The 26,773-nt window shown below is 60.1% G+C and carries 14 protein-coding genes and 1 pseudogene; 1 reads left to right on the plus strand and 14 read right to left on the minus strand.

What is annotated here, in order from left to right; genetic code table 11:
- Window positions 1–104 precede the first annotated feature (104 nt).
- The 12 genes and pseudogenes from BEN49_RS29025 to BEN49_RS27300 all read right to left on the minus strand — a co-directional run bounded on the left by BEN49_RS29025 (window position 105) and on the right by BEN49_RS27300 (window position 17,445).
- Window positions 105–302, minus strand: coding sequence for a hypothetical protein (locus BEN49_RS29025; protein ID WP_204376186.1), 198 nt, complete (start codon window positions 300–302; stop codon window positions 105–107).
- Window positions 295–1,104, minus strand: coding sequence for a substrate-binding domain-containing protein (locus tag BEN49_RS22570; protein ID WP_204376187.1), 810 nt, complete (start codon window positions 1,102–1,104; stop codon window positions 295–297). Before BEN49_RS22570 ends, BEN49_RS29025 begins: the two co-directional genes overlap by 8 nt.
- A gap of 240 nt (window positions 1,105–1,344) precedes the next feature.
- A pseudogene (locus BEN49_RS31095) lies at window positions 1,345–1,545 on the minus strand (helix-turn-helix transcriptional regulator); the annotation flags it as partial.
- A 56-nt stretch (window positions 1,546–1,601) separates the two neighbouring features.
- Window positions 1,602–2,099: a hypothetical protein gene (locus BEN49_RS22580; protein WP_125917138.1), complete on the minus strand. Its 498-nt coding sequence runs from the start codon at window positions 2,097–2,099 to the stop codon at window positions 1,602–1,604.
- Between the two features lie 805 nt (window positions 2,100–2,904).
- Window positions 2,905–4,515 carry an RICIN domain-containing protein gene (locus BEN49_RS22585; protein ID WP_070746854.1) on the minus strand — a complete coding sequence of 537 codons (1,611 nt, stop codon included), beginning with the start codon at window positions 4,513–4,515 and terminating at the stop codon, window positions 2,905–2,907.
- Window positions 4,516–4,650: 135 nt separating this feature from the next.
- A complete protein-coding gene (locus BEN49_RS22590) occupies window positions 4,651–6,252 on the minus strand; it encodes a glycoside hydrolase family 76 protein (RefSeq protein ID WP_070746856.1) in 1,602 nt (533 codons plus the stop codon).
- Window positions 6,253–6,474: 222 nt separating this feature from the next.
- Window positions 6,475–8,691, minus strand: a complete 2,217-nt coding sequence (locus tag BEN49_RS22595) for a GH92 family glycosyl hydrolase (protein ID WP_083326390.1) — start codon at window positions 8,689–8,691, stop codon at window positions 6,475–6,477.
- 120 nt (window positions 8,692–8,811) lie between these two features.
- Window positions 8,812–12,054, minus strand: coding sequence for a glycoside hydrolase family 2 TIM barrel-domain containing protein (locus tag BEN49_RS22600; protein WP_070746858.1), 3,243 nt, complete (start codon window positions 12,052–12,054; stop codon window positions 8,812–8,814).
- A 131-nt stretch (window positions 12,055–12,185) separates the two neighbouring features.
- Window positions 12,186–12,761, minus strand: a complete 576-nt coding sequence (locus BEN49_RS30305) for a RagB/SusD family nutrient uptake outer membrane protein (protein WP_083326380.1) — start codon at window positions 12,759–12,761, stop codon at window positions 12,186–12,188.
- On the minus strand, window positions 12,722–13,873 hold the full coding sequence (locus tag BEN49_RS26110; protein WP_158023050.1) for a RagB/SusD family nutrient uptake outer membrane protein: 1,152 nt from the start codon (window positions 13,871–13,873) through the stop codon (window positions 12,722–12,724). The genes BEN49_RS30305 and BEN49_RS26110 overlap by 40 nt, the downstream gene beginning before the upstream one ends.
- A gap of 40 nt (window positions 13,874–13,913) precedes the next feature.
- On the minus strand, window positions 13,914–17,069 hold the full coding sequence (locus tag BEN49_RS22610; protein ID WP_070746863.1) for a SusC/RagA family TonB-linked outer membrane protein: 3,156 nt from the start codon (window positions 17,067–17,069) through the stop codon (window positions 13,914–13,916).
- Window positions 17,070–17,244: 175 nt separating this feature from the next.
- Entirely contained in the window at window positions 17,245–17,445 is a 201-nt protein-coding gene (locus BEN49_RS27300) for a hypothetical protein (protein ID WP_125917140.1), read from the minus strand.
- A 306-nt stretch (window positions 17,446–17,751) separates the two neighbouring features.
- Between BEN49_RS27300 and BEN49_RS22615 the strand changes: the two genes are divergently transcribed.
- A complete protein-coding gene (locus BEN49_RS22615) occupies window positions 17,752–18,861 on the plus strand; it encodes a LacI family DNA-binding transcriptional regulator (protein WP_070746864.1) in 1,110 nt (369 codons plus the stop codon).
- On the opposite strand, the gene BEN49_RS22620 is transcribed toward BEN49_RS22615, so the two are convergent.
- Together BEN49_RS22620 and BEN49_RS22625 are read right to left on the minus strand one after the other, a co-directional pair.
- On the minus strand, window positions 18,858–23,057 hold the full coding sequence (locus tag BEN49_RS22620) for a hybrid sensor histidine kinase/response regulator transcription factor (protein ID WP_094123209.1): 4,200 nt from the start codon (window positions 23,055–23,057) through the stop codon (window positions 18,858–18,860). The genes BEN49_RS22615 and BEN49_RS22620 overlap by 4 nt on opposite strands.
- A 536-nt stretch (window positions 23,058–23,593) precedes the next feature.
- A complete protein-coding gene (locus BEN49_RS22625; protein WP_070746866.1) occupies window positions 23,594–26,761 on the minus strand; it encodes a glycoside hydrolase family 76 protein in 3,168 nt (1,055 codons plus the stop codon).
- Between the last annotated feature and the right edge of the window lie 12 nt (window positions 26,762–26,773).

A 26,773-nucleotide genomic window follows, 5' to 3' on the forward strand; every position in this document is an offset into this window, starting at 1 on the left:
GAACTATACCAGCGCCGGCCGCGCCCGCTTCGTTACAGACCTAATTTTCGGCACCAGGGCATACTAATCTGATAAGCAAGCAAATACGCCCTGGCGCCGAACTTTTAGGTGTTCAGCAGGTAAGGCACGAAAATGTCCTCGCACGTTAGCTGGCGCTTCGAAAGGCCCTGCTCGTAATGGTAGCGCAGAAACGCATCCACCGCCTTGCGGTTGGCGGCCAGGCCGGCCGGCCACCAGTCATTGCCGAGCACGGCGCGGTCTTCAGTCAACAGGTTGGTGAGCCACGGAATCATGCTATTCATGTTGTTGAAAAATTATGCTTTGCGTGTACTGCTGCTTCACCAGGTTTTCCGCGTCGCAGAAGCCCTGGTAAACTGCCCGGATGAGGTCGGGCTGTTGCAGGGCCAGCTCCTTGCGCACCACCACGGTGTGCATAATCGGGTAGATGCCTGTGCGCTGGTAGTAGGCCCGCTCGGTGGCCACGTAGTCGGGAAAAAGTAGCGCCACCTTGGGCGACTTTTCCAAGATGCACTTCGGAATGTCGGCCGAGATGAGGGCATCAATTTCTCCGTCTTCGAGCAGCTGTCCCAGGTCCGTGCCGTTGGGCATATTCGTAACCTGCACGTTGGCCGGGTGGGGCTGCGGCACGAAGGTAGTCGGCTTCAGGGGCCAGTCGAGGCCCCCGATAACCCAGCTGCACTGTTCGGGCTTCACGCGGTAGTCGTCCGAGAGGATGCCTTTAGGCCACACGCCCGCGTCGTGACCGTACAGAGCAAACTCCCCCACGCGTTTGCTCACCAAGTCTTCCGGCTTCTTAATGCCGCTATTGACGTTGACGTAGATGGCAGAGTGCCGGAAGCACCGGTTCGGGAATACGGGAATGGCCAGAAAAGGCGGGTCGTCGAAGTCCATCGTGCGCAGAAAATGGGACAGGCCTAGCTCCGACACGTCATATTTGCCCCGCACCATGCCCTCGAATACTTCGGTCACGATGCGGTTAGAGTAGAAATCCACTTCAACCCCTTCCATCTTGACCGTTCCATCGGCCAGCACGCGGGTGCGGCCATACTCGCCGAAGGCGATATGCAGCTTTGGGTTACTCATAAGTAATGCCTATAATGCGGGCAGCAGGGTAAAATGGCTGACTAGGTGGAACAGGGGTCAGCGCGGCTCCTCGCGCCAGTCGGCCGTGGCAACAGGTGCTAGCCCCTGCCGCCACTGGTCAGTTCTGGCGCAGAGCAATTGCCTCGTCCTATTTGACAAGGGCAAAGTTCCACCGGCCCGGTCTTGGAACTGCGCCTGATTCTTGCGCCTTTACTTCCGCATTCTTGCTCGTTTTGCCCGCTACCGCTGGCTGGTATACTTCCGCGGGCTGCACCCCACGGCCCGCCGAAAGGCCTCCGCGAAGCGCGCCGGCGTAGCAAAGCCGAGCGCATCGCTGACGGTCGCCACCGGCAAAGTGCCGGTACGCAGAAGCTGCTGCGCGCGCCGCATTTTCCACCCTAACACGTACTGGTAGGGGGGGATGCCCAAGGTCAACTTAAAGCGGCGAGCGAACTAGAACACGCTGAGGTTGGCCAGGCTAGCCAGTGCCTCCAGCGTCACGGGCTGGCGTGGGCGGCCAGATACTCGTCGATGCGACGCAGTACCGCCACGGGTAGCTGAGCGCCGGAAGTTACGCGTGGGGCGGGGGTGGCGTAGTGCTCTAGCAAGTAGTACATAAGCACTTGGGTCAGCGACTCAACGTAAAGCTGGCCTAACGCGGGCGGGATGATGACAGCCGCTAGCAGCTGCTGTCCAACCTGCGTGAGGAACGGGTCAGCGAACTGGAAACGGTTGTGCAAGCTAAAAGCCGTGCGGTCCAGGCGCTGGCCAGCCAGTTTTTCCAGGTACTCGTTATCCAAATACAAGTGCGTAGTATCCAACAAGCCTTCCCACATCACGGCCCCGTACTCACCCCCCGGATACAGGCCCGCGTCACCAGCTTGAAAAGCGGTTACTTCCACGTGGCGGCCCTGTCGGCGGCGGGCCAGCACGGGTGCTTGGGGCTGGTGCAGCAATAACAAGTGGTGCAAGTGGAAATGCGCGGGCAACTCCATCGCGGGCGATTGGTAATGCTCTACCCGCAAGCCAGGCCACGCCTGCGCAGCACTCGTTGCCAAGGGGGCTTGGGGAAATAACTCCGAATCGTAAGTTACCAGGTAAGAGGCAGGCGCGGAGTTCATAAGCAAGCAAAAGGCCAAATACGTGCGCAGCGGCTCGGATGATTCACCAGCCGAGCCGCCCGCCTTCCTAGGCCGTATGCTCTTCCACTGCCGCCGCTACCGGCACCAAAAAGTGCTAGCCGGCTTGTAGGACGAGCCATGCGCCCAGCGCACTGTGCACTTTCGGGCCTTTGCCGAACTACAGCCCCAGGCGACGAAAATGCTGGCTGCTGATTTTTTGCGCCGGGTACTGGCGGCCATCCCCAACAAAGTGCATAAAGTGTTAACCGACAACGGGACCCAGTTCGGTAATATGCCCCACCAGGGGCATACCTGGTGACACATTTTTGACCGTGTCTGCGACGAGCACGGCAGCGAGCACCGCTTTAACAAACCCGCCCGGGCAGGTCGAGCGCTTCAACCGCATCCTCAAAGAGGCTACTGTCCAGCGCTATCACTACCAGACTACGGCTCAGCCCAACGACCATTTCAAGCCTTTCTACGGACTTACAACCACGGCAAGCGCTTCAAACGACTACGGAGCAAACCCACACACGAATTTATCTGCCAACAATGGTATTTAAACCCAACTATCTTTATTCGTGACCCCACCCACCTCACCCTGTGACTATACACCTACCCCCCTCCTAAATACTTGGTATACAAGTTATATGTCTCGGAGGGGGTAGGCTATGGAAGCTCATTGCTTAAGTATTTTCAGGGCTTTGCTTTCGCCCTTGCCGGTCCTGAGGTAGTAGCTGCCAGCTTTTAAGCTGCTGACGTTCACCTGCACCGCGCCGCCGCTAGCCGGCGATTTTAGGTGCAGCACGGTGCGACCCACTGCATCTACCACCGTGAGCGTGGTATTGGCCGGAATGTCGGTCAGCGTTACTGTTTCGGTGGCCGGGTTGGGAAAAAGCACTGCTTCCGGGGGGCCAAGCTTGGCGGCAGTGGCAGCCTTGCTAGCCAGGGAGGCGCTAGCCGCCGCGAGCAGCCACTGACCGTGGAGCTGGTTATTGTCGTCGTACTGGTCGATATTGTCGTCGTCGTTGAGGCCGCCCCCGCTTACTTCCACCAGCCGGCCGCTGTGGGCTGCTTTCAGCTTGTAGTACCCGTTGTCGGCGGCGAGCAGAATAAATTTCTGGTTGTTAGCCCCCCCGGCGGCAGCGGTCCATTGTAGCACGTTGGCGGTGTTGTTGACGCTGCCGCCGGCCACGTCCACCACTTTGCCGGTGGCCACGTTGCTGATTTTGTAAGCCCCGTCGCCCACGTCAGTCAGGGCAAACTGCTGGTTGGCGGCACCGGTGCCGCGCCATTGCAGGATGTTCGCGCCATCGGCCGTGCTGCCGCCCGCCACGTCCATGTACTTGCCGCTGTTGCGGTTTTGCAGCGAATAGGTGCCGTTTTTGCCCGTCACGCCGTTGGCGCGCACCCGAATGGAGGTTGTTAGGTTATCCCACCCTCCCAGGCAGGCATTGTCGGCAGTGAGGGTGAGGTAGTTGCCGCCAAAGTTGTCTTCCACGTAGGCAAACACCTTGTAGCCGGCCGGGACTTTTATGGAGGAGATATCATCGTTGGCAACTCCCAGGGCTTGCAGCGCGGCGTAGTTGTAGTCGCCCAGCGTGAGCTTGACGCCGTAGCCGCCGTAGGAGCAGCTCTGGTAGAAAGCCGGCAGCACGGGGTTAAGCGTGTTGAAGGCGGTTTCGGCCAGCAGTAGTGCGCCGGCCGCGTTGGGGTGCAGGTTGTCGTTGTAGAGCGTGCCACGCTTGCCTTGCGTGGGCGTGTTGTAGTCGATGATGTTTGCCCCTTTCGCCTTGGCTACCTGCGCGATGAGCGGAATCACCTCGTTCTGCAGATTGGAAACCTGGCTGGCGTCGCCGTAGCACGCCACCGGGTAGCACAGGTAGATGGTGGGGTTGCGGCCGTTTTGCCGAAAGGCGTCAATCATGGCCGAGTAGTCGTTCACAAAATCGGCCTTGTACTGCCAGTTGTCCGGGTGAGCGTCGTTGGTGCCGAGCGAGATGATGAGAATGTTCGGGTCGTAGCTTTTGGCTTCGGTGAAGCGCATCGTGTTCCAGTAGGGCGTGTTGGTGCGCTTGAGCATAGTGGTGCCGCTGACCCCGCAGTTGTAGACGGTGTACTTGCTGCCCAGCATCACCCCGAGCCGGGCGGGCCAGGCTTCCTGGTCGCTTTGTAGCGTGTAGCCGGCCGTAACACTGTTGCCGACGCACACCACCCGGGTGATTTGCGCACGCGCCAGAAACGAGCAGCAAACGTTTAGTAAGGGAAGTAACAAAATAAGCTTTTTCATACTAAGAGGTTTTGTTAAAGTGCTTGAAATCTGAAATGTACCCGTACACTGATTTAGCTTAAGAGGGGTAGGGACTGTTGAAACCGCTCCTATTGTGGCGGACGCTTTCACTACTCCCTACCCCCCTAAGGCCCCCTAGCGCAGCTGCCAGTGCTGTTGGTCGCCACCGCCCCAGCCCCAAAGCAGCAGCTTGTCGCCGTTGGTCGTGGTGCTGCCGTTGTCGAGTGAGCCACCGCCTACTACCTGGCTCCAGATGCGGTAGGTGCCGTCGGCCTGCGCCTCCACCCACCAGCGCTGGTTGGCGGCGCGGTTCGAGGGCCATTGCACGGGCTGCGTGCCGTTGACCACGTTGCTATTGGGCACGTCCAGCGCCTGCCAGCTCTGCTGGCTGATGATGTTCCAGGAGCCGTCTTCGTTCTGGGTGAAGTTCCACTTCTGGTTTTGATTGTTACCCGCGCCCCACTGCACGATGCCTGTGCCGTTGTCGGTCAAGCCCGCGTTGTCGACGGCCATGTTGCCCAGCTTGCTCACGATGGTGTGCACGCCGGCAATAGCACCGGGCTTCGTGGCCGGGGTGAATTGCAGCCAAGCCACGGCGCTGACGAATTTGATACTTTTCATGTTATTGTCATTGGGCGTTGGCCTAGCCCACGCGTTCCAGGTCAAGTTTTGGTCGGTCCGGCGGTTAGCCCAGAGGGCACCGGCGTTCTGCGCCATCCAGGGGTAGTAGGCGTCCCACTGGCGGTTGTCGCGGACGAAGTGACCCAGGCCCCGCGCAAAGGCGTCGGCCCAGGTATCGTGCCCACCGTCGTCGGTGCTGATGACGCCCCCAGTGGTCAGGGTGGGGCTGTTTTTCACGTAGTCAATCGACCGCTTGGCATCGTCGTAGTAACTGGTGTTACCCGTAATTTGGTAGAGCAGGTTGGCGTAGTCCACAAAGGCGCCCTGGTTGTACACCGCTTCGCCATAGTCAATATTACCGTTCTGGAAAACGCCGGTATAGACCTGGCCCGTGCTGGTATTGTAAATGGTGCGCCGCATCCAGTCGTAGATTTGGGTAGCCTGGTCCAGGTACCATTTGTCGTGGTTGCTTTGATAAATCAGGCAGGCCACGATGCCCAAGGTGTTATTAGACAGGGCTTCTTTGTTAATTTTCTCACCGGACGGCACCATTTCAATCTGCTGTTCCCAGATGCCCCCGCCGTTCCACCGGGTATCCCACCCACGGGCGAAGGCCTCGTCGAAGCCGTTCCTGGCCGCGACCAAAAACTTAGACGTGCCCGTCATCTGGTAGCCCCGGACCATCGCCATTGAATACCACCCGAGGTCGTCGTTCCAGCCATTATAGCCCCAAGGCGTAGGCAGTTTCTGAAGAAAAGTGTTGCACAAGTTATTGACCAGGTCCTTGTGGGCGGCCCTTCCCGTACGCTCGTACACATCCTCCGCCAACATAATGTCCAAGGCGGCCAGGTAAGTGTGCTCCGGCGTCCCGTCATTAACCGACGACTTGTAATACGTTTGGCCGCCCGTGTTCACCAGAAAAGAGTTGTTGAAGGCGTTGAAAGCCGCATCGGCGTTGCCGGGGTCAACCGCAGCGTCGGCTGGCACGCCGCTGCTCGCCACTGCCGGCCCGCTGCCGGGGCTTAACTCCGTCTTGGTACAGCCAAGCAGTAGAGTTCCGGCGGCTAGCGTCAGCGCTGCGCCTACCAATTTCAACTGTTGCATCCTGTTTTCCATGAGGTTGTGGTGGGGTGAATGGGTGGAAAAAAATAAAAAATCAGATCAAGCAAGCGAATAGTATGGCGATAAATAAGCTAGTAATGGCCGGGAGAGCGGTTGCGCCTATGCTAACTGGAAAGCCGCGCTAGGGGTAGGGGGAGCTTAAAAATGACGAGTAACGTCACGCTCATCTGGCCTCTACCGGGCAAAGCAAGACGCTCATGTTGATTCTCAACTGATTCAGTTTGTAATAATCTCTATCTCGCCGCCGCTGCGAAACAGCGCATACGGCACGAAGTAGCCCGCATTATTCACCCCGTTTACCTTGATGGCGCTGAGATTACGGCCCGCGGTTGGCTTTCTGACCTTCAGCACCTTGCCCCTGTCTACTTGCCAGCGCACTTCATCAAAGACCGGGGCCGTAACGAGGTAGCGGGCATCGGCGGCCGAGAGGGGGTAGAGGCCCGCGGCGCTGAACACGTACCAGGCCGACATCTCGCCGGCGTCGTCCATGCCAGAATAGCCGTAGCCGCTTGGTCCCATACCGTAAAACTTGGCCATAATCTCGTCGAGCCGGCGCTGCGACTTCTCCGGCTTACCCACGAAGTAGTAGGAAAACGGCGTCTCGTGGTCGGGCTGGTTGCCATGGCAGTACTGCCCGATGAAGCCCGACACGTTGCGGGCGATGTAGCTTTTATTCCAGGGCACGGTAAACAGCGAGTCGAGCTTGGCCTCAAAGGGTTGCGCGCCGCCGTACAAGGCCACTAGGCCCGGCATGTCGTGGGGGGCAAAGAAGGACACCTGCCAGGCGTTGGCCTCCCGGTACATGTACTCGTAGTAAGGATATTCGGGGTTGAAGTGCTGGACCCAGGTCCCATCCGCCAGCCGGCCGCGCATGAACTTGGTGCCGGGGTCGAACACGTTGCGGTAGTTCTTGGAGCGCGCCATCAGCACGCGGTAGTTGGCAGTGTCATTCAATGCTTTGGCCAGCTGGGCCACGGCGTAGTCGTCGTAGGCGTACTCCAGGGTTTTCGACACGCCCGCGCTGCCTTTCGTCTCCACTTCCGGGTTCGTTACCTCGGTGGTGGGCACGTAGCCTTTTTGGATGTACTCCGCAATGTGCGGACGGGTGCCGCCTTCCACGTTGGCGTTGCGCAACAGCAGCCGGTACACGTCGCGTACGTCAAAATCGGTGATGCCGCGCTGATAAGCCGCGGCAATAAACGAGGCGGCGTGGTCGCCGTGGAAGAAGGTGGGGATGAAGCCCGTTTTGTCGCCAATGTCCTCCAGCGACTTAATTACGTCGGTCGTGACTTGCGGAGCCAACATGCTCATCAGCACGTCCTTGTTGCGGTAAGTGTCCCACAACGACGGGATGGTGTAGTAGTTAAAGCTGGCCTTGACGACGTTGTTTTTCACGTCGCGGTACTCGCCGTTGGTGTCGCTGCGCAAGGCCGGCCACAGAAAGGAGCGGTACAGGCAGCTGTAAAACATCTCCTTCTGCTTGGCCGTGCCGCCCTTCACTTCCACCTTCGAGAGCAAGGATTCCCAGGTTTGGGCGGCCTGCTGTCGTACCTGCTCAAAGGAGCGGCTGCCGACCTCCTGTGCTAGGTTTTGCTTGGCATTCGCTACGCTCACAAACGAGAGCCCGACCCGCAATTCCACCGGCTTGCGGCCGCCGTCGCGGAGGCGTAGCACGGCCAGGCCGTCTTTGGTACCGGGGCCGCGCACGTCTAGGTCTTGCAGGTTTTCGCTGAGCATGGCGTAGAAATACACGGTTTGCTGGCCGGTTTCTTGGAAGCCCTGCACGGCCGCGTCGCCGGCTTTCTCCAGCTGCCAGTTCGTCACCCGCTCGTTAGATTTGGCGAGCTTGAACACGATTTGGCGGCCGGCGGGCCGGCGGTAGTGGTACTGGTGAAAGCCGCAGCGCAGGGTAGAAGTCAGTTTCACGTCTACCTGGTAGTCGGCTAGCGTCACGCCGTAGTAGCCGGGCGAGGCCGACTCGGTGGCGTGCGAAAAGCGCGAGTGATACCCGTCTCCCGCTGCTTCGCCCGCCCCCGGTACTTCGCCCGAAACCGGCAAGATGGGCAAGTGGCACAAATTCCAGTGCCCCTTGTTGGTGTGGGCAAAGCCATAAATCACGGAGTCGGCGTAGTCGTAGCCAGCGCCGGTGCTAAACTCGGTGATGGGGCTTAGCTGCACCAGCGCGTTGGGCAGCGAGCTGCCGGGAAACACAAGGCCCGCCCACGCCCCGCGCCAGCTTTTCGGGGCCGCGTAGCCGATGTCCTTCGGGTCGGTCAGCGGTCCGGTGCCCATCAGCGGGTTGGCGTAGCGCAGCAGGCCGGCCGATGCCGGGTTTCGGCCAGTGCGGCTAGCCCGGCCGGGTTTCGGCCCCGGCCGGAACCCGGCCAAAGCGCTCAACGCTAGTAGCAGCAGGCCGCTTTTTAGCTTTAGCATGAGGTGGTTAGGCAGTAGCATTGGCGGTTGTTAATAATCCTGCTTATGCAGCCCCATCCCCGGCCCCCGCAGGGGATAGGCCGGGGGTGGGACTGCGCGTACATGGCCTCCGAAGAGGCCCTAGTTTTTCAGCAGCGCCCCCACGCTGCCGCGGCTGGTGGCCGGCGCTTTTTTCGAGAGCTGCAGCTGGTAGCTAAACGTGGTGGGCTTCGCGTACACCATGTAGGGCTCCAGCGGGCGGGGGCCGCAACCGTTGGAGCCTACCCCCAGCGTCTTGTGGCTGAGGCAGAGCACAGTGCCTTTGCTGGCGGGCAAGTCAATCTTGTACTCCACCGGGTCCATCTCCTCGTCGGTGTAGGGCAGGGCCGAGACCTGCATCAGGGCCGTGTCGGCGCGAACGGTGAGTTCTACCCCCTTCGCGGAAGTCAGGTTGGCCCAGCGCACGTCCTCGTGGTTGCCGCACTCCATCGGCTTCTCGTAGGGCGTCATTTGCTGGCTGACGCTGCTGGCGTAGTGCCCCACGTCGTAGCCGCTCTTGCGGTCGCCGTAGTTTTCCATCGGTCCCCGGCCCAAGTAGTCGAACCGGTTGAGGTCCTTGGCCAGCTGCATCCGCACGCCGATGCGGGCCAGGATGAGCTTGGGGTCGCTGAAGGTCACGTTGTTGGCCACGTTGATGAGGCCGGCCCCGTTGATGGTGTACACCACCTGGTGGTGCACTACGAAGCCCTGCTGGCCGGTGCCCGTCAGGCTGGCCTTGATTTCAACTGCGGTGGGCGACACCTGCCGGCTGCTCACGTTGTCGGTGGTCCAGGTGAGGTTTTTGAGGCCGTTTTTTTCCCAGTTTTCGTAGGCCCAGATGTCGTCTTTCTGGTGCGGGGCGCGCCACAGGTGCAGCATCGGGCCGCCGTTGGCCTGGAGCAGGCTCTCGCCGCCTTTTTCGAGCTGCGTGAACGTCCCTTTCGCCTTGTTGAAGTCGCAGGCGAAGTCCGGGCCGCTGACCTTGATGTTGTCCTTGGAGTCGGTGAGCGTGACGGAGCCGGCCGGCGCCGGGGCGGGGGCCGCCGGAACGGCTACCGGCAACTCAAACTGCTGCTCGGCCACCTCATAGCCCTTTTTGGCCCAGCGCTGGTCGGCGGCCAGCGCAAACGACACCCGCGCGAAATACAAGGCGCCGGGCTTGGCCTTCACCTGGTACGGGATGGTGAGGCTCTTTTCCTGGCCGGGGCTGATGGCCCCCACGGTTAGCGGCCCGGTGGCGATGGTCGTGCCGTCCTCGCTCACTTCCCACTTGGCCGTCAGGCCCGTCAGGTTCGAGAATTGGTAGCGGTTCTTAATGATTACCACCCCGTTTTTCGCGTCCTTCGGGCGGATGGTAATCCACTGGTAGGCGTGCTTCAGCTCGGGGTAGTGCGGCTTGAGCGAACGGTCGGAAAACACGACTCCCTTGTGAATGAAGAAGTGGTCATTCGGGTACTCACCGAAGCCGCCGCCGAAGGCCGTTATCGGGTGCTGCGGATTGCGGTTGTTGTAGATGCCCTGGTCCTGCCACTCCCAGATGGCCCCGCCCAGCAGCGCCGGGTACTTATCAAACAGCTCGTTGTAGATGTCCACCGAGCCCATCGAGTTGAACATGGCGTGGGCGTACTCCTGCAGGTAGAAGGGTTTGGTGAGGGCGTTGTCGTTGGCATTTTTTTCCAGCTCCACTACCCCCGTATACATGCGGCTGTCGATGTCGGCCGGGTTTTTACTGCCAATGCCGAAGCCTTCGTAGTGCGTGGGCCGGCTAGGGTCGATGGCGCGCACCGCCGCCAGGGCCGCCCGAAAATTGGTGCCGCCCTCGCCGTTCTCGTTGCCCAGCGACCAGATGACTACCGAGGGGTGGTTCTTGAAATTCTCCGCGTTGGCCACGTTGCGGTCCACGATGGCCGCCTTGAACGTGGGCTCCTCGTTAAACTGGTTTTGCTGCTCGTGGCACTCCACGTTGGCTTCGGCCACCAGGTAGATGCCGAACTCGTCGCACAGCTCGTACCAGCGCGGGTCGTCGGAGTAGTGGCAGGTGCGCACGTGGTTGCAGTTGGCCTGCTTGATCAGCTCTAGGTCCCGAATCATCTGCGCCTCCGTCACGGCGTGGCCGTCGTCGGGCCAGTTCTCGTGGCGGTTCACGCCCTTGAGCTTGATGGGCACGCCATTAACTGTGAACAAGCGGCCTTTTATTTCCAGCTCGCGGAAGCCGGTGCGCGACGACACGGTTTCCACGGCCGCGCTGCCTTCCTGCAGGGCCAGCACGGTGGTGTAGAGCTTGGGCGTTTCGGCCGTCCACTTCTGCGGGTTGCGCACGTGAAAGCGCAGCGTAACCGTTGTTTCCTGGCCGGGCCTGAGGGCCGGCACCGTCTTTTCGCCCAGGGCCCCGGCCACCGCCGTGGTGCCATTATAGAGCGTCGCCTTCAGTGCCCGCGCCTTGACGGGGGTAGGGCCGTAGTTTTTCACTTTGGCCGTCACCAGCACGTCCGCGTCGCGGAACTGCGGGTCAAGGTCGGTTTTGATGAAGTAGTCGCGGATGTGCTCCATGGGGGCGCTCCACAGCGTCACGTTGCGGAAAATGCCACTCAGGCGCCACATGTCCTGGTTTTCGAGGTAGCTGCCGCTCGTGAACCGATACACTTCCACGGCCAGCGTGTTGGGGCCGGGCTTGAGGTACTTGGTCAGGTCAAATTCGGCCGCGTTGCGGCTGTTCACGCTGTAGCCCACCTTGCGGCCGTTCACCCAGACGAAGAAGCCCGCGTCTACCCCGTCGAACGTGATAAAGGTGCGGCGGCCCTTCCAGGCGGTCGGCACGGTGAAGTCGCGGCGGTAGCTGCCCACCGGGTTGCGCTCCTTGAAGGTGGTGTACTTCTCGGAGGGCGTGCTCATCACCCTGGGAAAGTCTTTCTTGAAAATGAGCGTGAAGTTGCTGTAGTTGGGCGTGCCGTAGCCTTCGACCTGAAAATTGGACGGCACCTTGATGTCCTTCCAGTCCGACACGTCAAACGCGGGCTTATAGAAGTCAACCGGCCGCTTCTGGGGCCAGTCCACCCAGTGGAATTTCCACTTCCCGTTCAGGCTCCGGCTAAAAGACGACGCGTGGCGGTTGGCCGCCAGGGCCTCCGGCAGCGAGCCATACGGCATGAGCGTGGCGTGGCTAGCCTCTTTATTAATACCAATGCATTCGGGGTTTTCAATCTCCTTCGGCACGGCGGCCGTGTCCGTCTTGGCCAGAAACTGAGCGTCGGGTGCCTGCTGGCCCCAGCCGAGCTGCGCGCCGAACATAAACGCCGCCGCCAGCGAGAGCTTGAAAGTATGCTTTTTGAACAGGGTGTATTTCATAGTGCGTGTTGAAGTCAACGTGTTTTAAGGTGGGTTCTTTCCTGCGCCGGGGGTAGGAGGCGCCTTACGAGACCCCTGGGAGGCGCGCACGCTCGGGCCAGCTCCCTACCTCACTTGCGCTGCTAAACCCCTTAATACCCTGGATTTTGCACCAGCTTGGTATTCTTCGCTATGTCCTGCTGCGGGATGGGCATCCAGTTCTGGAAGTCGAAAAAGCGGTTTTCAAATACCTTCACTTTAGCATAGGTGAGCTTGCCGGTGGTTTTGTCGGGGGTAATCTGCATACCCATCGAGGGCGTGTTGAGCACGCCGGTTGGGCCGGCAGTGATTTTCCAGCGCCGGATGTCAAACCAGCGCTTGTCCTCAAAGGCCAACTCCACGCGCCGTTCCCGGTGGATGTAGTCGCGCAGTTGTCCTTGGCTCATGCCCGCCGCCAGGTCGGGCAGGCCCGCGCGCTTGCGCAGCTGGTTGAGGGCGGCGTACACGCTGGCGTCGGGGCCGACAGCTTCGTTCTGGGCTTCGGCGTAGCTGAGCAGCACCTCGCCGAAGCGGAAGATGACGTAGTTCGCGCCGCTAGCGGTTAGCGCACGGCTGGTTTGGGCCGGAATGCGCTCGTCCAGCGTTTTGCGGCCGTAGTAGCCCGTGTTGCTGATGTCGCTGGTCGAGTTCAGGTCAATCTGGTTGTTGCCCCCAATGCGGGTAGTAATAGTATCTCCCTGCCACGCGCGCCATCGTAGAGGATAGACTGGTAGAAGCGCTTTTCGCGGTTCAGGTAGGGGTTTTGGGGGTCGTAGCCGGAGGCCGGGTTGGTGATGGGCAGGCCGTTGCTCATGAGGTAGTCGTCGACCAGGCTCTGGGTAGGCGCGTAGTTACCCCAGCCCTGCGTCACCCCGTTCACGTTCACCGGCCCGTAGGTGCCCTCTTTCGACTGGCCCGCTGTAACGGCGATGTACTCTTTATTAAAGATAACTTCTTGGTTGTCGTTGTTTTCCTGCATAAACAGGGCCGCGAAGTCCGGGAACAGTGAGTACGTGTTTAGGTCCATCACCTGCTTATTGGCGGCGGCGGCAGCCCGCCACTTAGCCGCGTCGCCGCCAGGGTTGGCAAGCGGGCTGGCGGCGAAGAGTTGCGCCCAGCCCTTTAGCGTAAGGGCCGCACCCTTGGTGGCGCGGCCGTCGCCCTTGCGGGCGGCCGTGGCGGGCAGACTGGCGGCGGCCGCGTCGCAGTCGGCCACGATGAAAGCCACGGTTTGGTCGATGGTGCTGCGTACCACAAACAGGCCTTCGGGGTCGGTAGTGGAGTCGAGCGGCTTGTCGATGAGCGGCACGCCGCCGTAGCTGGTAAACAGGTACGTGTAGTAGAGCGCACGCAGGAACCTCACTTCGCCCACCCGCTGCGTTTTCCAGCTGGCCGAGAAGTTGGCCGAGTATTTCTCGACGTTCTGCAAAAACAGGTTGCACTTCCTGATGCGGGTGTAGCTGGTTTCCCAGGCCCACATGCCGTTGGGACCGTTGGGTACGTTGGCCGGCGAGATGGCCCCGGCGCGCACTACGGTCTGGGCCGTTTGCCAGCCCGCCGCACAAAAGCCGTTGTCGGAGTATTGCTCCAGGTTCTGATTGGAGTCGTTGCTGGAGCTGGCAAGGTTGTTGTAAATGTCGTTGACGACCAGGTCGGCGTTGGTTTCGCTGCTGTAGGCGCTGACTTCGGTTACCGCGCTCTTGGAATCCACGTTCAAGAAATCGTCGTTCTTGCAGCTGTTCAGCAGCAGGGCGGCGCCAAGCAGCACGGCGGCGAAGCGGAGGGGGGAAGGAGTTTGCATGGAATAGGGGAGCTTAGAAGTTAGCATGGAATAGGGGAGCCTAGAAGTTAGCATTAAGGCCGACCGAGAATACCTGCTGCTGGTAGTAGTTCTGGTTATTGCTGCTGTTATCAGGGTCAGTTATTTCCCGGATGTAGGGCGTCCAGGTCAGCAGGTTCTGCCCCGACACGAAGAGACGCACCGACTTGAGGGCGTTGTGCAGCAGCGCGCTGTCGAAGGTGTAGCCCAGCTCGGCGCTCTTAAGGCGCACGAAGGCGGCGTCGCGTATCCACCACGACGACGTTTGGGTGTTGTTAGCCGTGGGGGTGCCGGTCAGGCGGGGATAGAGCGTATTGGTGCGGTCAGGGGTCCAGTACTCGCTGAAGGATAAGGCACTGGCTGAGCCCGCCCCGTCGAAAGGCAGCACCTGGTAGCCGTTCAGGTAGATGCTGCTGCGGGCCGCGCCCTGCACCAAGAAGTCCAGGTCGAAGTTCTTGAAGGTCAGACGCGGGGCGATGCCGTAAATTACCTGTGGTGTCTGGGACTTGCCAATGACCGTTTGGTCGTTGATGTCGATTTTGTCGTCGCCGTTCAGGTCGGCGTACTGGAGGTCGCCGGCCCGCACCGGCCCGAAGGTGGGCACCGGAATGCCAGCCTGGAGGGTGGTGCCATCGGCCGCGAAGTCGCTGGCGCTGAAGTAGCCCAAGGCCTGGTAGCCAAACTGCGTGCCGATAGGCCGGCCGGCAATGCGGCGGTTAGGGTTGTCGTAGGTGGCGCTGGTTTCAAAGACGTTCACCTGGTTGTTGCGGGCGTAGGTGAAGGTGCCCGTCACGTCCAAGTTCCAATTCTTGCCGAAGTGGCGCGAGGTGCGCGCCGTCAGGTCGAAGCCGCGGTTGGTAATAACGCCCGCGTTCACTAACCCTACCCCGACGCCGTACTCGCCGGGCAGCGCGTTGGCGCGGGTGGTCAGCACGTTGGCGCGCTTCTCGTAAAAGAAGTCCACTTCCAGGTTCAGCAGCCCTTTCCACAAAGAAGTTTCGAGGCCGATGTCGGTTTTGTTGGCCCGCTCCCAGGTGATGTTGGGGTTGCCCTGCTGCGCCTCGTAGAGGCCCTGTACCGCGGTGCCCCCTAGCACGCCGGCCGGGCTGTAGGGCGTGTACGGGCTGAGGTATTGAAACGCGGCAATGTTGCCACCGATGTAAGGGTACGCGCCCGACTGCCCCCACGAGCCCCGCAGCTTCAGGTTGTCGAGCCAGGTGTAGCGGTCCTTGAGGAAGCTCTCCTCGCTTATCCGCCAGCCGGCCGAAAACGCCGGGAAGAAGCCGAAACGCCGGCCGGGCGCGAACACGTAGCTGCCGTCGTAGCGGCCCGAGGCCTCGAAGAGGTACTTGCCAGCGTAGGCGTAGGTGGCGCGGTAGATGTAGCCGAGCTGCTTGGTTTTGAACGAAGTGCCGCCGTTGGTGGCGTCGGCCGCAGCCGGGCCGCCAAAGTCCAGCTCGTCAATCGACGTGTTGTAGTTAACGCGGGTGGCCTGAAACTGCTGCGTGGTGAGGTTGCGCGATTCCACCACCGCCAGGCCCGTTACCTCGCTCTTGCCGAAAGTGCGGGCGTAGTTCAGGTAGCCCTGGTATGTGAAGGCCCAGTCCTGCCGGTAGTACTCCGTGAACTTGGGCTTGGAGTTGCCCTGCGTGCCCTGCTTGTAAGTGTAAGGGGTGGAAGTGGTATCGACGTTGTAGAACGTGATGGGGGTAGTGTAGCTGCGCTGAAACGAGCTGCTGGGGTCGAAGTTGGCGGTGCCCTTGATGCTGAGGCCCTTGATAAAGGGCAGCTGCTGCTCAATTAGGAACTGCGCCTGCAAGGAGGGGTTCTGATTTACCTGGGTGCCGCTGCCGTAAATCTCGCCAATCAGCGACTCGGCGATGTAGCCCGAGGGCAGCCCGTTGCTGTAGCGCACGGGGGTGGTGGGCGCCTGCCGCTGCGCCTGCCGCAGAATGGAGCCAGCCCCAAACGTGGGAAAGTGCTGCATTTCCACCCACCCGTTCAGCGACAAGCCCACGCGGGTGGTGCTGGTAGCTTCGGCCGTCACGCTCAACGAGGCATTGTACTTGTCGAGGTAGGTCGGGTCCCACATGCCCTGCTGGTGGGTGTAGCCCAGCGAAGTAAAGAACTGCACCTTGTCGCCGCCACCCGCCAGCGACAGGTTGTGGTAAGTCAGGATGCGGTTTTTCTTGATAATGTCGCGCAGCGGTTCCCCATCGGGGTGCCCGTCGGGGTCGGAGTGGTCCTGAAACTTCTGCAAGTCGTCGGGCGAGTACGGCAGGGTGCGGGTGGGGTCGTTGGGGAAGTCGTTGGCGACCGTGGCGTTGCGCATGAGCGCGTACTGGTACGAGTTGACAAACTTGGGCAACCTGGTCGGGTTCTGAATGCCCACGTAGCCGTTGTAGGACAGCTGCGGCGGCCCTTTGCGGCCCTTCTTGGTCGTTACCAATATCACGCCGTTGGCGCCGGCCACGCCGTAGGGTGCCACGGCGGCGGCATCCTTGAGCACCGTGATGGTTTCAATGGTGTTCGGGTCGAGCCGGCTGAAGTCGCGCGGCACGTTGTCCACGATGTAGAGCGGCTGCGTGCCGCCCGTCGTACCGATGCCCCGAATCTGAATATTCGCCCCGTCGATGCCCGGCTCGCCGCTGCCCTGCGTAGAAATAACGCCGGCCACGCGCCCGGCCAGCGAGTTGGTCAGGTTCACGACGGGCTTCTGCGCGACGTCAGCCGCCGGCAGCGTGGAGACGGCCGCCGTGGTCGAGGTTTTTTTCTGGGTGCCGAAGCCAACCACGACCACTTCATTAAGCGAGTTGGCTTGCTCATTGAGCTGAATGTCAACCTTGCTGCCGTTTTTCGTTTCGACTTCCTGGCTGACGAATCCCACGAACGAGAACACCAGCGTTGCGCCGCCTTCCGGCAGGCCGAGCGAGTACTGGCCCGACCCGTCTGTCGTGGTGCCGATAGTCGGCTGGCTTTTAACCCGGATGCTGACGCCCGGCAGGGGCTGGCCCTTCTGGTCAGTAACCTGGCCGGTGATGGGCGCCGTCTGGTAAAAGGCGGTCGCCAGGGCGGGCCGGAGGAGCCTAGCTGGGGCCGCGGTGGCCGCCCCGGCAAGCGATATGAAAGAAAAGGAAAAGCACAGGTTGCAGGCCTTTATAAGTACCGTCTTTTTCATGAAATAAGAGAGGATTTGGGTGGGAAAAGGAGTAGAAGGCGAGCAATCGCTTTGCTAGACGGGGCCCGGCTAAGTGCTTATGAGTTCGCCGAGCGGGATGCTTGAGGCTCCGGCGTTTTTAATGTCGCACGGTCGGCTTGCTTAGTTGGCAGCAATTCCATGAGCGAACCTTAGGCTAAGCAGCAAAACAATCGTTTGCAATAACATTTTTAATAATTGGCGTAAGCCAGGGGTAGTCGCTTTGCCCCGGCAAGGTGCCGCTGTCGGAAAAGCCGTGGCTATTGCCGGCAGCGTCTCTTTCTTTCTGGAAACGGTACAAATCTAGCGGGGCGATTCTCACCCAAGCCGGGGTTTTTCGGTGAAAAAACTGGGTCATTTCGGTTAATTCGGGCTTGCGACCCGGCGCGGTTTGGTCAGGGGGCGAGCGTGCCGCGACGGCTGGGCCAGTCCTGCGTCCCGCCGCTTTGGCCCTTCGCCGACGCGTGGCCCCCTGGAAAGGCATCACTGAATTTGTACCTTATAATTAACTAAAAAGCCCCCCTTCTGCCGGAGGAGCTGGTAGTACTATTGCAGCCACATGCGCCGGGAGCTATCGGGCGGCAGCCCCGCTTTTTTGCCTAGCTGCCCGGCTAGTTACTTGCCCATTCGCAGCGCGTAATGCTTTTCCCTACTTCCTTTTTCGATGGCCGCCCGCAGACTTTCCATTAAAGACTTAGCCACGCAACTCAATGTGTCGGCTTCAACGGTTTCGCGGGCGCTGGCTGGCTTGCCGAACGTTAGCCAAGCCACGCAGCAGCGTGTGCGCGAGCTGGCCGGCACCCTGAACTTTCAGCCCAACAGCCTCGCGGCGGGGTTGCGACGGGGTAGCACGGGGGTTATCGGCGTCATCGTGCCGCGCCTCACCGGCCATTTCTTTCCCGAGGTGTTGCACAGCATTGCCGCCGCGGCTAGCCAGGCCGGGCTACGCGTCATCATCTGCGAGTCGAACGAGGACGAGCAGCAGGAGCAGGCGCAACTGCTCTGGCTCCTGACAGTACAAGTCGATGGCTTGCTCATTTCCGTGGCCAACGCGGCGGGCAGCACCCGGCATTTTGACGTGACGCGCCAGCAGGGCGTACCGCTGGTTTTCTTTAATCAAGCTATCGACTGCTGGCGCGCCAGCTCGGTGGTGTTCAACAATTGCCAAGGGGCTTACAAGGGCGTGGGCCACCTTATCGCCCAAGGCCGAACCCGCGTTGCCCTCTTCACCGGCGCTCAGCACCACGCCGTATCCCGCGAGCAGCGGCGCGGCTACGCAGAGGCATTACAAGAGCACGGCCTGTTCCTTGACGAGCGGCTGGTGTGCGCCGGGGGGCCGACGCTGGCGGCCGGCCGCCAGCACATGCTGGCCCTTTTGGCTGGGCCGGTGGTTCCCAATGCCATTTTCGCTACTCAAGAACTGGTGGCCATTGGCGCGATGCAGGTGCTGAAAGAGCACGGCTTGCGCATTCCACAAGACGTCGCGTTGGCGGCTTTCACCACCGAAAGCCTGGCCGCGCTGGCCGAACCGGCCTTGACGTCGCTCGACCAGCAAGGTAGCGCAATGGGTCAGGCCGCCGTGCAGCTGCTGCTAAAGCTGCTGGCCGATACCAAGCAGGTCATCGCCTCGCAGTGCTTGGTGCTCAATCCAACGCTGCTGGTCCGAGCGTCGTCGGTGGGCGCCGTGGCCGGCTGCGGAACGCCAGCTCGGCCCAGGGCGAAGCCATCGGCACCTGCCGGGCGCCATAAGGAAGTAGCTCGGATGTTGGCTTAGCTGGCCGGCGCCGGTGGTTCCCGGCTAGGCCGATGCTGCCGAATGTATTCGGAGGGCACCACGCCGTAGATTTTCTGAAATGTCTTGCGAAAGTACTTTTCGTCCGCAACGCCCACCTGAAAAGCTACTTCCGACACCCGCATCTGAGTTTGGGTGAGCAGTTGCGCGGCCCGCTTCATGCGCACGTCCCGAATAAACTCCACCGCCGTCTGGCCCGTGGCGCTCTTGATGCGCCGGTAGCATATCGACTGGCTCATGCTGACCTCTCGCGCCAGCACCTGCACGCTAAACTCGGGGTTGTCGAGGTTGCGCTCTACCACGGACATCGCGTTCTCTAGAAATTGGCGGTCGACATCCGCCACCACGATTTCCGTGGGCTCCAGCAAGATTTGCCGCTGGTAGTATTCGCGCAGCTTGCCGCGGGTGCGCAGCAAGGCGGCGGCTTTGGCTTGCAGCAACTGCGGGTTGAAGGGCTTGCTCACATAGTCGTCGGCCCCCACCCCCAGGCCCTCCAGCTCGTGCACCGCAGCGGTGCGGGCCGTGAGCAGTACCACCGGAATATGCGCCGTTTTGGGATGCTGCTTAAGCTGGCGGCACAGCTCCAGGCCGTCGCTCCGAGGCATCATCACGTCGCTAATAACTAGGTCGGGCAAGTGGCGCAGGGTTTGCTCCCAGCCCACTAGCCCATCGGCGGCGGTCAGCACCTCGTACTCATCCGCAAAGAGCTGGCTCAGGTACTGCCGCACGTCTTCGGTATCTTCCACCAGCAGTAGGCGCGGCCGACTGGTGGGGGCGGCGCGCACCGCCGCTGCTGGCTCCGCTGTCGGCAGCACGCTGGACGCTTCCTCGGCCAGCTCCACCATGGAGTCTTCCGGCGGCAGGTCTTCGGGGGCCAGGTGCTGGCAGCCAAAAGGCAAGCGTAACTCGAAGGTGGTGCCTACCCCCTCCCGGCTGGCTACGGTGAGCTGGCCGCCATGGCGCTCGGCAAACTGCTTGGCCAGCGATAGCCCGATGCCCGTGCCCGCCACGCGCCGCGCTGCCGTGTGCGAAGCCTGATAGTAGGGGTCAAAAATGCGCGTTAATTCGCTGGCCCGAATACCGACGCCCGTATCCGTAACTGTGAATTTCAAGTAGTTACCTGTGAGCTGTTCGGGGCTGTACACGGCTTCGCCCCCCGGATTGCCGACGATGGTAGCGGCCAGCTCTACCCGGCCGTGGGCGGGCGTGTAAGTGAAGGCATTGGCGAGCAGGTTGGTGAGAATAATTTCCAGCTTGCTGTGGTCAAAATAGAGCAGCACTGGCTCCGCCGGCACATCCAGCACGTAGGCGATGTTTTTTTCCTCGCTCCGCAGGTGGAAGACTGGGTAGAGGCTAGTCAGGAAGCTCACTACGTCGTCGTGGCGGGCGAGCAGCGGCACGTGGCCCGTCTCCACCTTACGAAAATCCAGCAGTTGATTTACCAACTCCAGCAGCTTGCGCACCTGCCGGTGCATGAGATGCATCTTGCCGGGCAGGTTCGCCACCGGCCCGGTGCTGCCCATTATCTCTTCAATTGGGCCCAGAATGAGCGTGAGCGGCGTGCGCAGCTCGTGCGAAACGTTGGTGAAAAAGCCCAGTTTCAAATCAGTCAACTCCTTCTCCTTCTCGGCCTGATACTGCTCCAGGGCCAAGCGGCTTTTCAGGCGTTGCTGCGCCATTTCCACTTGCCGATACAGGGCTATGACTCCTAGGGCCGCCAGTGCATAAAGCAGGTAAGCCCAGCCGGTGCGGTACCAGGGCGCGAGCACCGTAAACTGCATGGTGGCCAGTTGTCGCGACCATATGCCTTCGCCGTTGCTGGCCTTCACTTGCAGGGTATAGTCGCCGGAGGGCAGGTTGGCGAAGCTGGCCGTGCGCTGGCCGGGGGGCGGCAGCACCCAGCCGTGGTGGTAGCCTTCGAGGAAATAGGCGTAGCGGCTTTTGAGCGGGCTACCAAAATTCAGGGCTACGAAGTCTACCGAGAAATCATTTTCCGACGCCTTGATAGTCAGCCGCTGTGGTGCGGAGAGGGCGCGCTTTAGCAGAACCCGGCCGTGTAGCAGAGTGCCTACCTTCACCAACTCGTTGTGGATGCGTAGGCCGGTTAGCTGCACCACGGGGGGGTAGGGATTGGGCTGAATGGACCGCGGCTGGAAGTAGCTGATGCCGTTCTTGCCGCCAAAGTAGAGCGTGCCATCCTGGGCTCGATAAGCCGCCCCCACCTTGAAGGCGTTGCTTTGCAGGCCGTCCGACACGTCATAGCGCAGGTACTGGCGGGTGCTGGGCTGGAAGCGGTAGAGCCCGGTGCCGCCCACCCAGAGGTTGCCGTCGTCGTCGGCCAGCAGGCTTTCTACGTCACTCTCCAGCAGCCACGGCTGGTACGAGCGCACCTTTTCTCTGCCCTGCGTATCGGTCACGAGTTGGTGCAGTCCCCCGCCAATGGTGCCAATCCAGAGCGCCCCCTGCCGGTCGAGCAGCAGCGGCCACGTGTAGTTTACTTGCAGGCGCTGGCCCGGCGGCGAGTGGTAGGCAAACTGCCGGACCAGCACCACCGAGTCGGGCGTGACGCGCAGTTTAAGCAAGCCCGCGTCGCAGGTGCTGGCCCAGAGCACGTCCTGCGTGCGGTCGTACAACAGGTAGGTAAACTGCTTACTGGGCAGTGGGTGACGAGGGGCCGAGTGGGCGGGCATCAGCCGGCCAGCCTGGCTGAGGTGGTGCAGGCCACCGCCGCGGGCCCCAATCCAGAGCGTGCCGTACCGGTCCTCGGCGAGGCTTTCAATGCTGAGCCGGCTCAGGTCCAGGCCCTGGCCGACAGTGGTATACGTTGTCAACTGGTCGTGGCCGTGGGGCCGGGTAAGCGCCATCAGGCCGTTGCCGCGTGTTCCAAACCAGAGCGTTCCATTAGAGCTTTGGAAGATGGCCGATACATCCACCCCAGAAGCGTCGGGTTGCGGCTGGTTGAAATAATAGCGAAACTTTTTAGTTGTCAAGTCGTAACACGCGGCCCCATTGCGGGTGCCGTACCAGAGCAGGTTGCGTGCTTCCTCCTTGTAAATGGCGTTGACGTAGTTGTTGGGCAGTGTGGATTGGCCCACCAGCTGCTGGCGAATGCGCCCAAAGGGCTTCTGCCGCAGGTTTATCCAGTTGAGTCCCCCAGCCGCTGTGCACAGCCATAGCAGTTGGTTACGGTCCTCATAAATCTGATAGACCTGCTCGGCATTGAGGCTGTGCGGCTCCCCATCGCGGGGTAGAAAGCGGTGCGGAAGAGCGGCCTGCAAGGGCGGACGGTTGGCAGCCGCCGGGCCGGGCTCCCACACGTACAGCCCGTAGATGGTGCCAGCCCACAGGCGGTTAAACGAGTCTAGCCGCAGCGACTGCAGAAACGGCAGCCGCTGCGGCAAGGTCTTGGCCGTCAGCTCCTCGGGGCGTCGGCCAGCCGCGCCGTGCACCCACAGCACGGTGTGGTCGGTGCCCACCCACAGGTCGCCGCGGTTGTCAAGACACAGGGCCCGCACGCCAGCCGTCGCCACGGGGGTAGCGCGGGCTACCAACTGGGCAGCTGTGGCATCCACGACTTGCAGGCCCACGTCGTAGGCGCCCACCCAGATGCTACCTTGCTGGTCTACGGCCAAGACGCGCACGTTAAATGCTGCCTGGGGGGCGCCCGCCGGCGGGATGAGCGCCAGGCTTTGCAACTGCTGTCGGCCCGGCCCGAAGGTCAGGACGAATAGTCCTTGGCTGGTCCCCACCCAGAGCCGGCTTTGCGCGTCGGACACCAGCGACGACACATCAGCCTGCGCTAGCCGCCGCATCAGGCGCCGGGCCAGCGGTGGCACCGGCTGCGCAGCGAAGCTCCGGAAACAGTCGTGGTCGGCGTCGTAGAAACTAATACCGCCGCGCTCGGTACCTACCCAAAGCTGACCCATCCGATCAGTGTACAGCACCCGGATGCGGTTGGCCGATAGCCCATTGAGCGGGTTCATAGGCAGGGCGTACTGCTTCAGGCCGTAGCCGTCGTAGCGGTCCAGGCCGTGGTTGGTACCCACCCAAATGAAGCCGGTTTGGTCCTGCGTCACGGCCATGGCGTCGCTGTGGGCGAGCCCCTCGTCGACGGTAAGGTGCTCGAAGCGGAACTCATCCGGCGGAGAAGACTGGGCCTGCGCCGCCCGCGCTACCAATAAGAACAGTCCTAGCAGTGCCCAGCAGGTGATACCCCCCCATTGCCGCCCACGCGCAACGCTCGGGCGCAGCCGTTTAACGAGCTGAGCAAGGCAGTGAATCAGGGTGGGAAAAGAAAGTAGCAAGAACGAGGGTGCGAAGAGCCATATTCACCAGCAAGGGGACGAATATAAGAAGTTAGCATCCAGCTATTGTCTATTCAGGATTCACAACCAGCCAACTTGCAAACTGGTCTACTGATGCTTGATAGCTTAATCGCATATAAGAGCGGTACGACTTGAAGTTGCGATTCGACGCAATTGCTGGTGGCTAGTCGAGAGCGGTACGGCGCTCAAAGTTGTGCTAGACGGTATGGTAGCTAGTGTTTGAGAAGGACTTACGTAAAAGCGGCTGGTCATTGCTTAGAGGCGAAGCAATGACCAGCGGCTTTTACGTAAGTCCTCCCTTAGAAATGCTTCAGCCAGCCTATAAGTGCTACCAACAGCGAGGAAACGCAATGGTGATAACGTTCACTTGTGGCTCCGTTTCCTCCCCCCTATTCTTTTACCAACTTATAATTCCTCCTGTGGGAAGAATTGCCTACGTTGATAATATAAAGACCGGGCGGCAGGCTGCTTATGGTAATCTTCGCGTTGCCGTTCGCAACGGCTGGTCTTGGCCGCAGCACTACCTTCCCATACACGTCACTAACAACAATTGCTTCGTTGGCGACCACATTCATCAGGGTAACTTCTTGTGTGGCCGGGTTTGGGTAAAAGCCTGACTCCTGACTGCTACGAACGGCGTCTGTTGCCAGCGTAGTCACTCTGGTCACGTTTACGACGATGTTCTTAAAACTCAAACAACCGGAGCTATTCGTATAAGTGGCCTTGTAAACTCCCGCCTGGCTAAGCTGAATAGGTTGCAACACAATCTCCCTGTTGTTGGAAAAGAATCCGTTGGGGCCGGTCCAGACCCACATGTTTTTATTAGGCTGCGGCCCAAGCTGGAGCTTAGCGCCTTCATTCACCGTGATTAAGGAATCGCTCTGAAAGGCGCCATCGTTGATGTTGAAATACGGCGTAATGGGCGTGCCGCAGTAGTCATTGTTGGTGACATCAATGGCAAGCATGTAGGTGCTGACACAGGCGTTCTTACCAATAAAGTTGATTTCGTAGTTTCCTTTTTGCCAGAAAAGAACTTTCCTGAAATAGACCGTCGCTGATTCGGAAGTGAAGCCATTGGGGCCCGTCCACCGCCAAACGCCATCCGCCGTTGGAAACCTAATCAATACGCTGTCGCCGGAATGCACGGCAATGGAAGAAGTGTTTGGGGAATTAACGCCATTTATCGTAACGGTGGGCGTAATAGCGACTTGTGTGCAATTGCCTGTGAACCCGAAGGTGAAGTTGAGCGAACTCACGCAGCCAGTGGCATTGGTGAAAGAAGCCACGTAAACCCCCGCCTGTTGCGCCGTAAAATTTTCAAGGGTAAACTCCCGCGTGGTGGCCGTAAAATTATTCGGGCCAGTCCAGCGCCAGGTATCGCCGCCGGTTGCCTGCGGGCCAACCATAATCTTGTCGCCGAGATTTAGCGAGGCATACTCCCTTTGTTGCCACGCCACGCCATTCACGTTGAGATACGGCGTGATGGGCGAGCCACAAGGGTCCGGCCCGGCCAGCGCCAGCTTAACCGTCCGGGTGCTTACGCAGCCGGCAGGGTTGGTATAGGTTACCGTGTAATTGCCCGCTTTTTTATACTCAATACTCAAAAACGAAAACTCTCTGGCGGTGGAAGTGAAGCCATCCGGTCCGGTCCACGTCCAGCTGCCTTCTTTCGGCTGCGCCCCAATGGTGACGGAGCTGCCCGCCCGCACCCTGAGCGAATCAGTCAGCAGGGGCGTAGCGCCATCAACCTGAACACTGGTAACTATGGGGGTAGGCGCGCAATCCTTCAGCGTGATTACGAAGTCCCGCACGCTGACGCAACCCGCCGCATTAACATACCGCGCCGTGTACGTACCGCCTTGATTAAAAGCAATCTTGTTAAGCATAACAACTCTCGACGTGGAAGAAAAATTGCTAGGCCCCATCCAACTCCAGGTTCCATCACTAGGCGTTGGCTTGAGCTGCACTTTATCGCCGCTGGCTACGGTTACGGTAGCTGTTTGCTGTTCTGGCTTGCCGTTCACCATTACGATAGGCACTATCTGGTTACAGTTCTGCGCCGTAAACTTGTCGATAGTCCAACCGCCGACAACCGCCTTTAGCTTTAAGGACTGGATGCCCGCCTGTAGCTTTACGGTGGTGTTTACGGAGCTATAAGTGCCACCGGTCGCGGGAAGCGCGAGGGTGGTCAGGGCTACGTTGTTCTGTTGAATTTCCACGGACCCGGCGGCGGCTCCCGCCACGCTCAAGGACAAGGTATACAGCCCGGAGCTGGGCACGTTCACGATATACTCCAGCATGTCCCCGCTGTCAAGCGAGCCGACCGCTTTGCCGCCTGCGGCCAGGCCCACGGTAGCAGTGCCTTGCATGAAATTGTAGTTTTCTGCCTCGATGGTGCTGGCTAGGGCCTGAACCATTGGGGTAAATTGCAGCATGGCGACGGCACTCACATATTTGGTGGGCCCGCTGTTAGCAATAACCGGGGTAGGAACTGCCCAGCCATTCCACGTAAGATTGAGGTCGGTTCGGCGGTTTTTCCAGGCCGCGTCCGCGTTTCGTTTCATGAACGGGTAATAGGTATTCCACAGCTGCGGGTTCCACCTGCAGAGGTGACCAAGGCCCCGCGCGTACTCGTCCGCCCACGTATTCAAATATTCTTGGTCGTTACTGATGATACCGTTGGTGGTCAGGTTATTGATAACGTAGTTGGCGGCTAGCTGCGCATCCCGCAACATCACCTCGTTGCCGGTGATTTTATACAGATACGCCGCAAAATCAACAAAAGTCCCCTGGTTGTAAACGGCCGAGCCTTTGTTTACTACCTCGGCCCGGTCAATTCCCGCATAAACCTGTCCGTTCAAGGGATTAAACAGGTGGCTTTTCGACCAACTATACAGCTGGATGGCTTTGTCCCGGTAATACACCTTTCCCGTGCTCTCATACAGCATACAGGCCAGCTTACCATTGGTATTGTTGGATAAGGCTTCCTTGTTGACCGGCCACTTAATCGGCGGCTCATCGCGGTCAACCGGGGTGTAGTCGGGTTGCTGCTCCCAAATGCCGCCGCCGTTGAAGATGGTGTTCCAACCCCGGTCGTAGGCAAAGTTGAAGCAATACTCGGCTTGGGTTAAAAGATTGGCCGTCCCCGTTATTTCGTACCCCCTGGCAAGGCCAAGTCCCATCCAGGCGACATCGTCATTCCAGCCATCGTAGTCGTAGGGCGTAGGATAAATTTTGAGAAAGCTGGTGCAGAGATTGTTGACCAACGCCTTGTCCGAGTCGCTTTTGCGGCGCTCGTAGGTGTCCTGCATCACGAAGATGTCGAGGGCTAGCGGCCAGTTCTTATCGGGTGTGTTGTCGTTTAAGGCTTGTTTGTAATAAACCCTATCGAATTGCGTCACCAGAAAGGCATCATTAAACGCCTTGATTGCAGAATCAGCCCGCTGATTTAAAACCTGCCCCTGCGATAAGGCAGTGCTGGCAAAAAACAGAATAAGGGCAAAAGTCTTAAAATGCCTCACCTGAGAGTTGCCACTAGATTTTAGATGTTTTTTCATGGGTGGGATTGT

This window comes from Hymenobacter coccineus (assembly GCF_001816125.1).
GTDB lineage: Bacteria > Bacteroidota > Bacteroidia > Cytophagales > Hymenobacteraceae > Hymenobacter > Hymenobacter coccineus.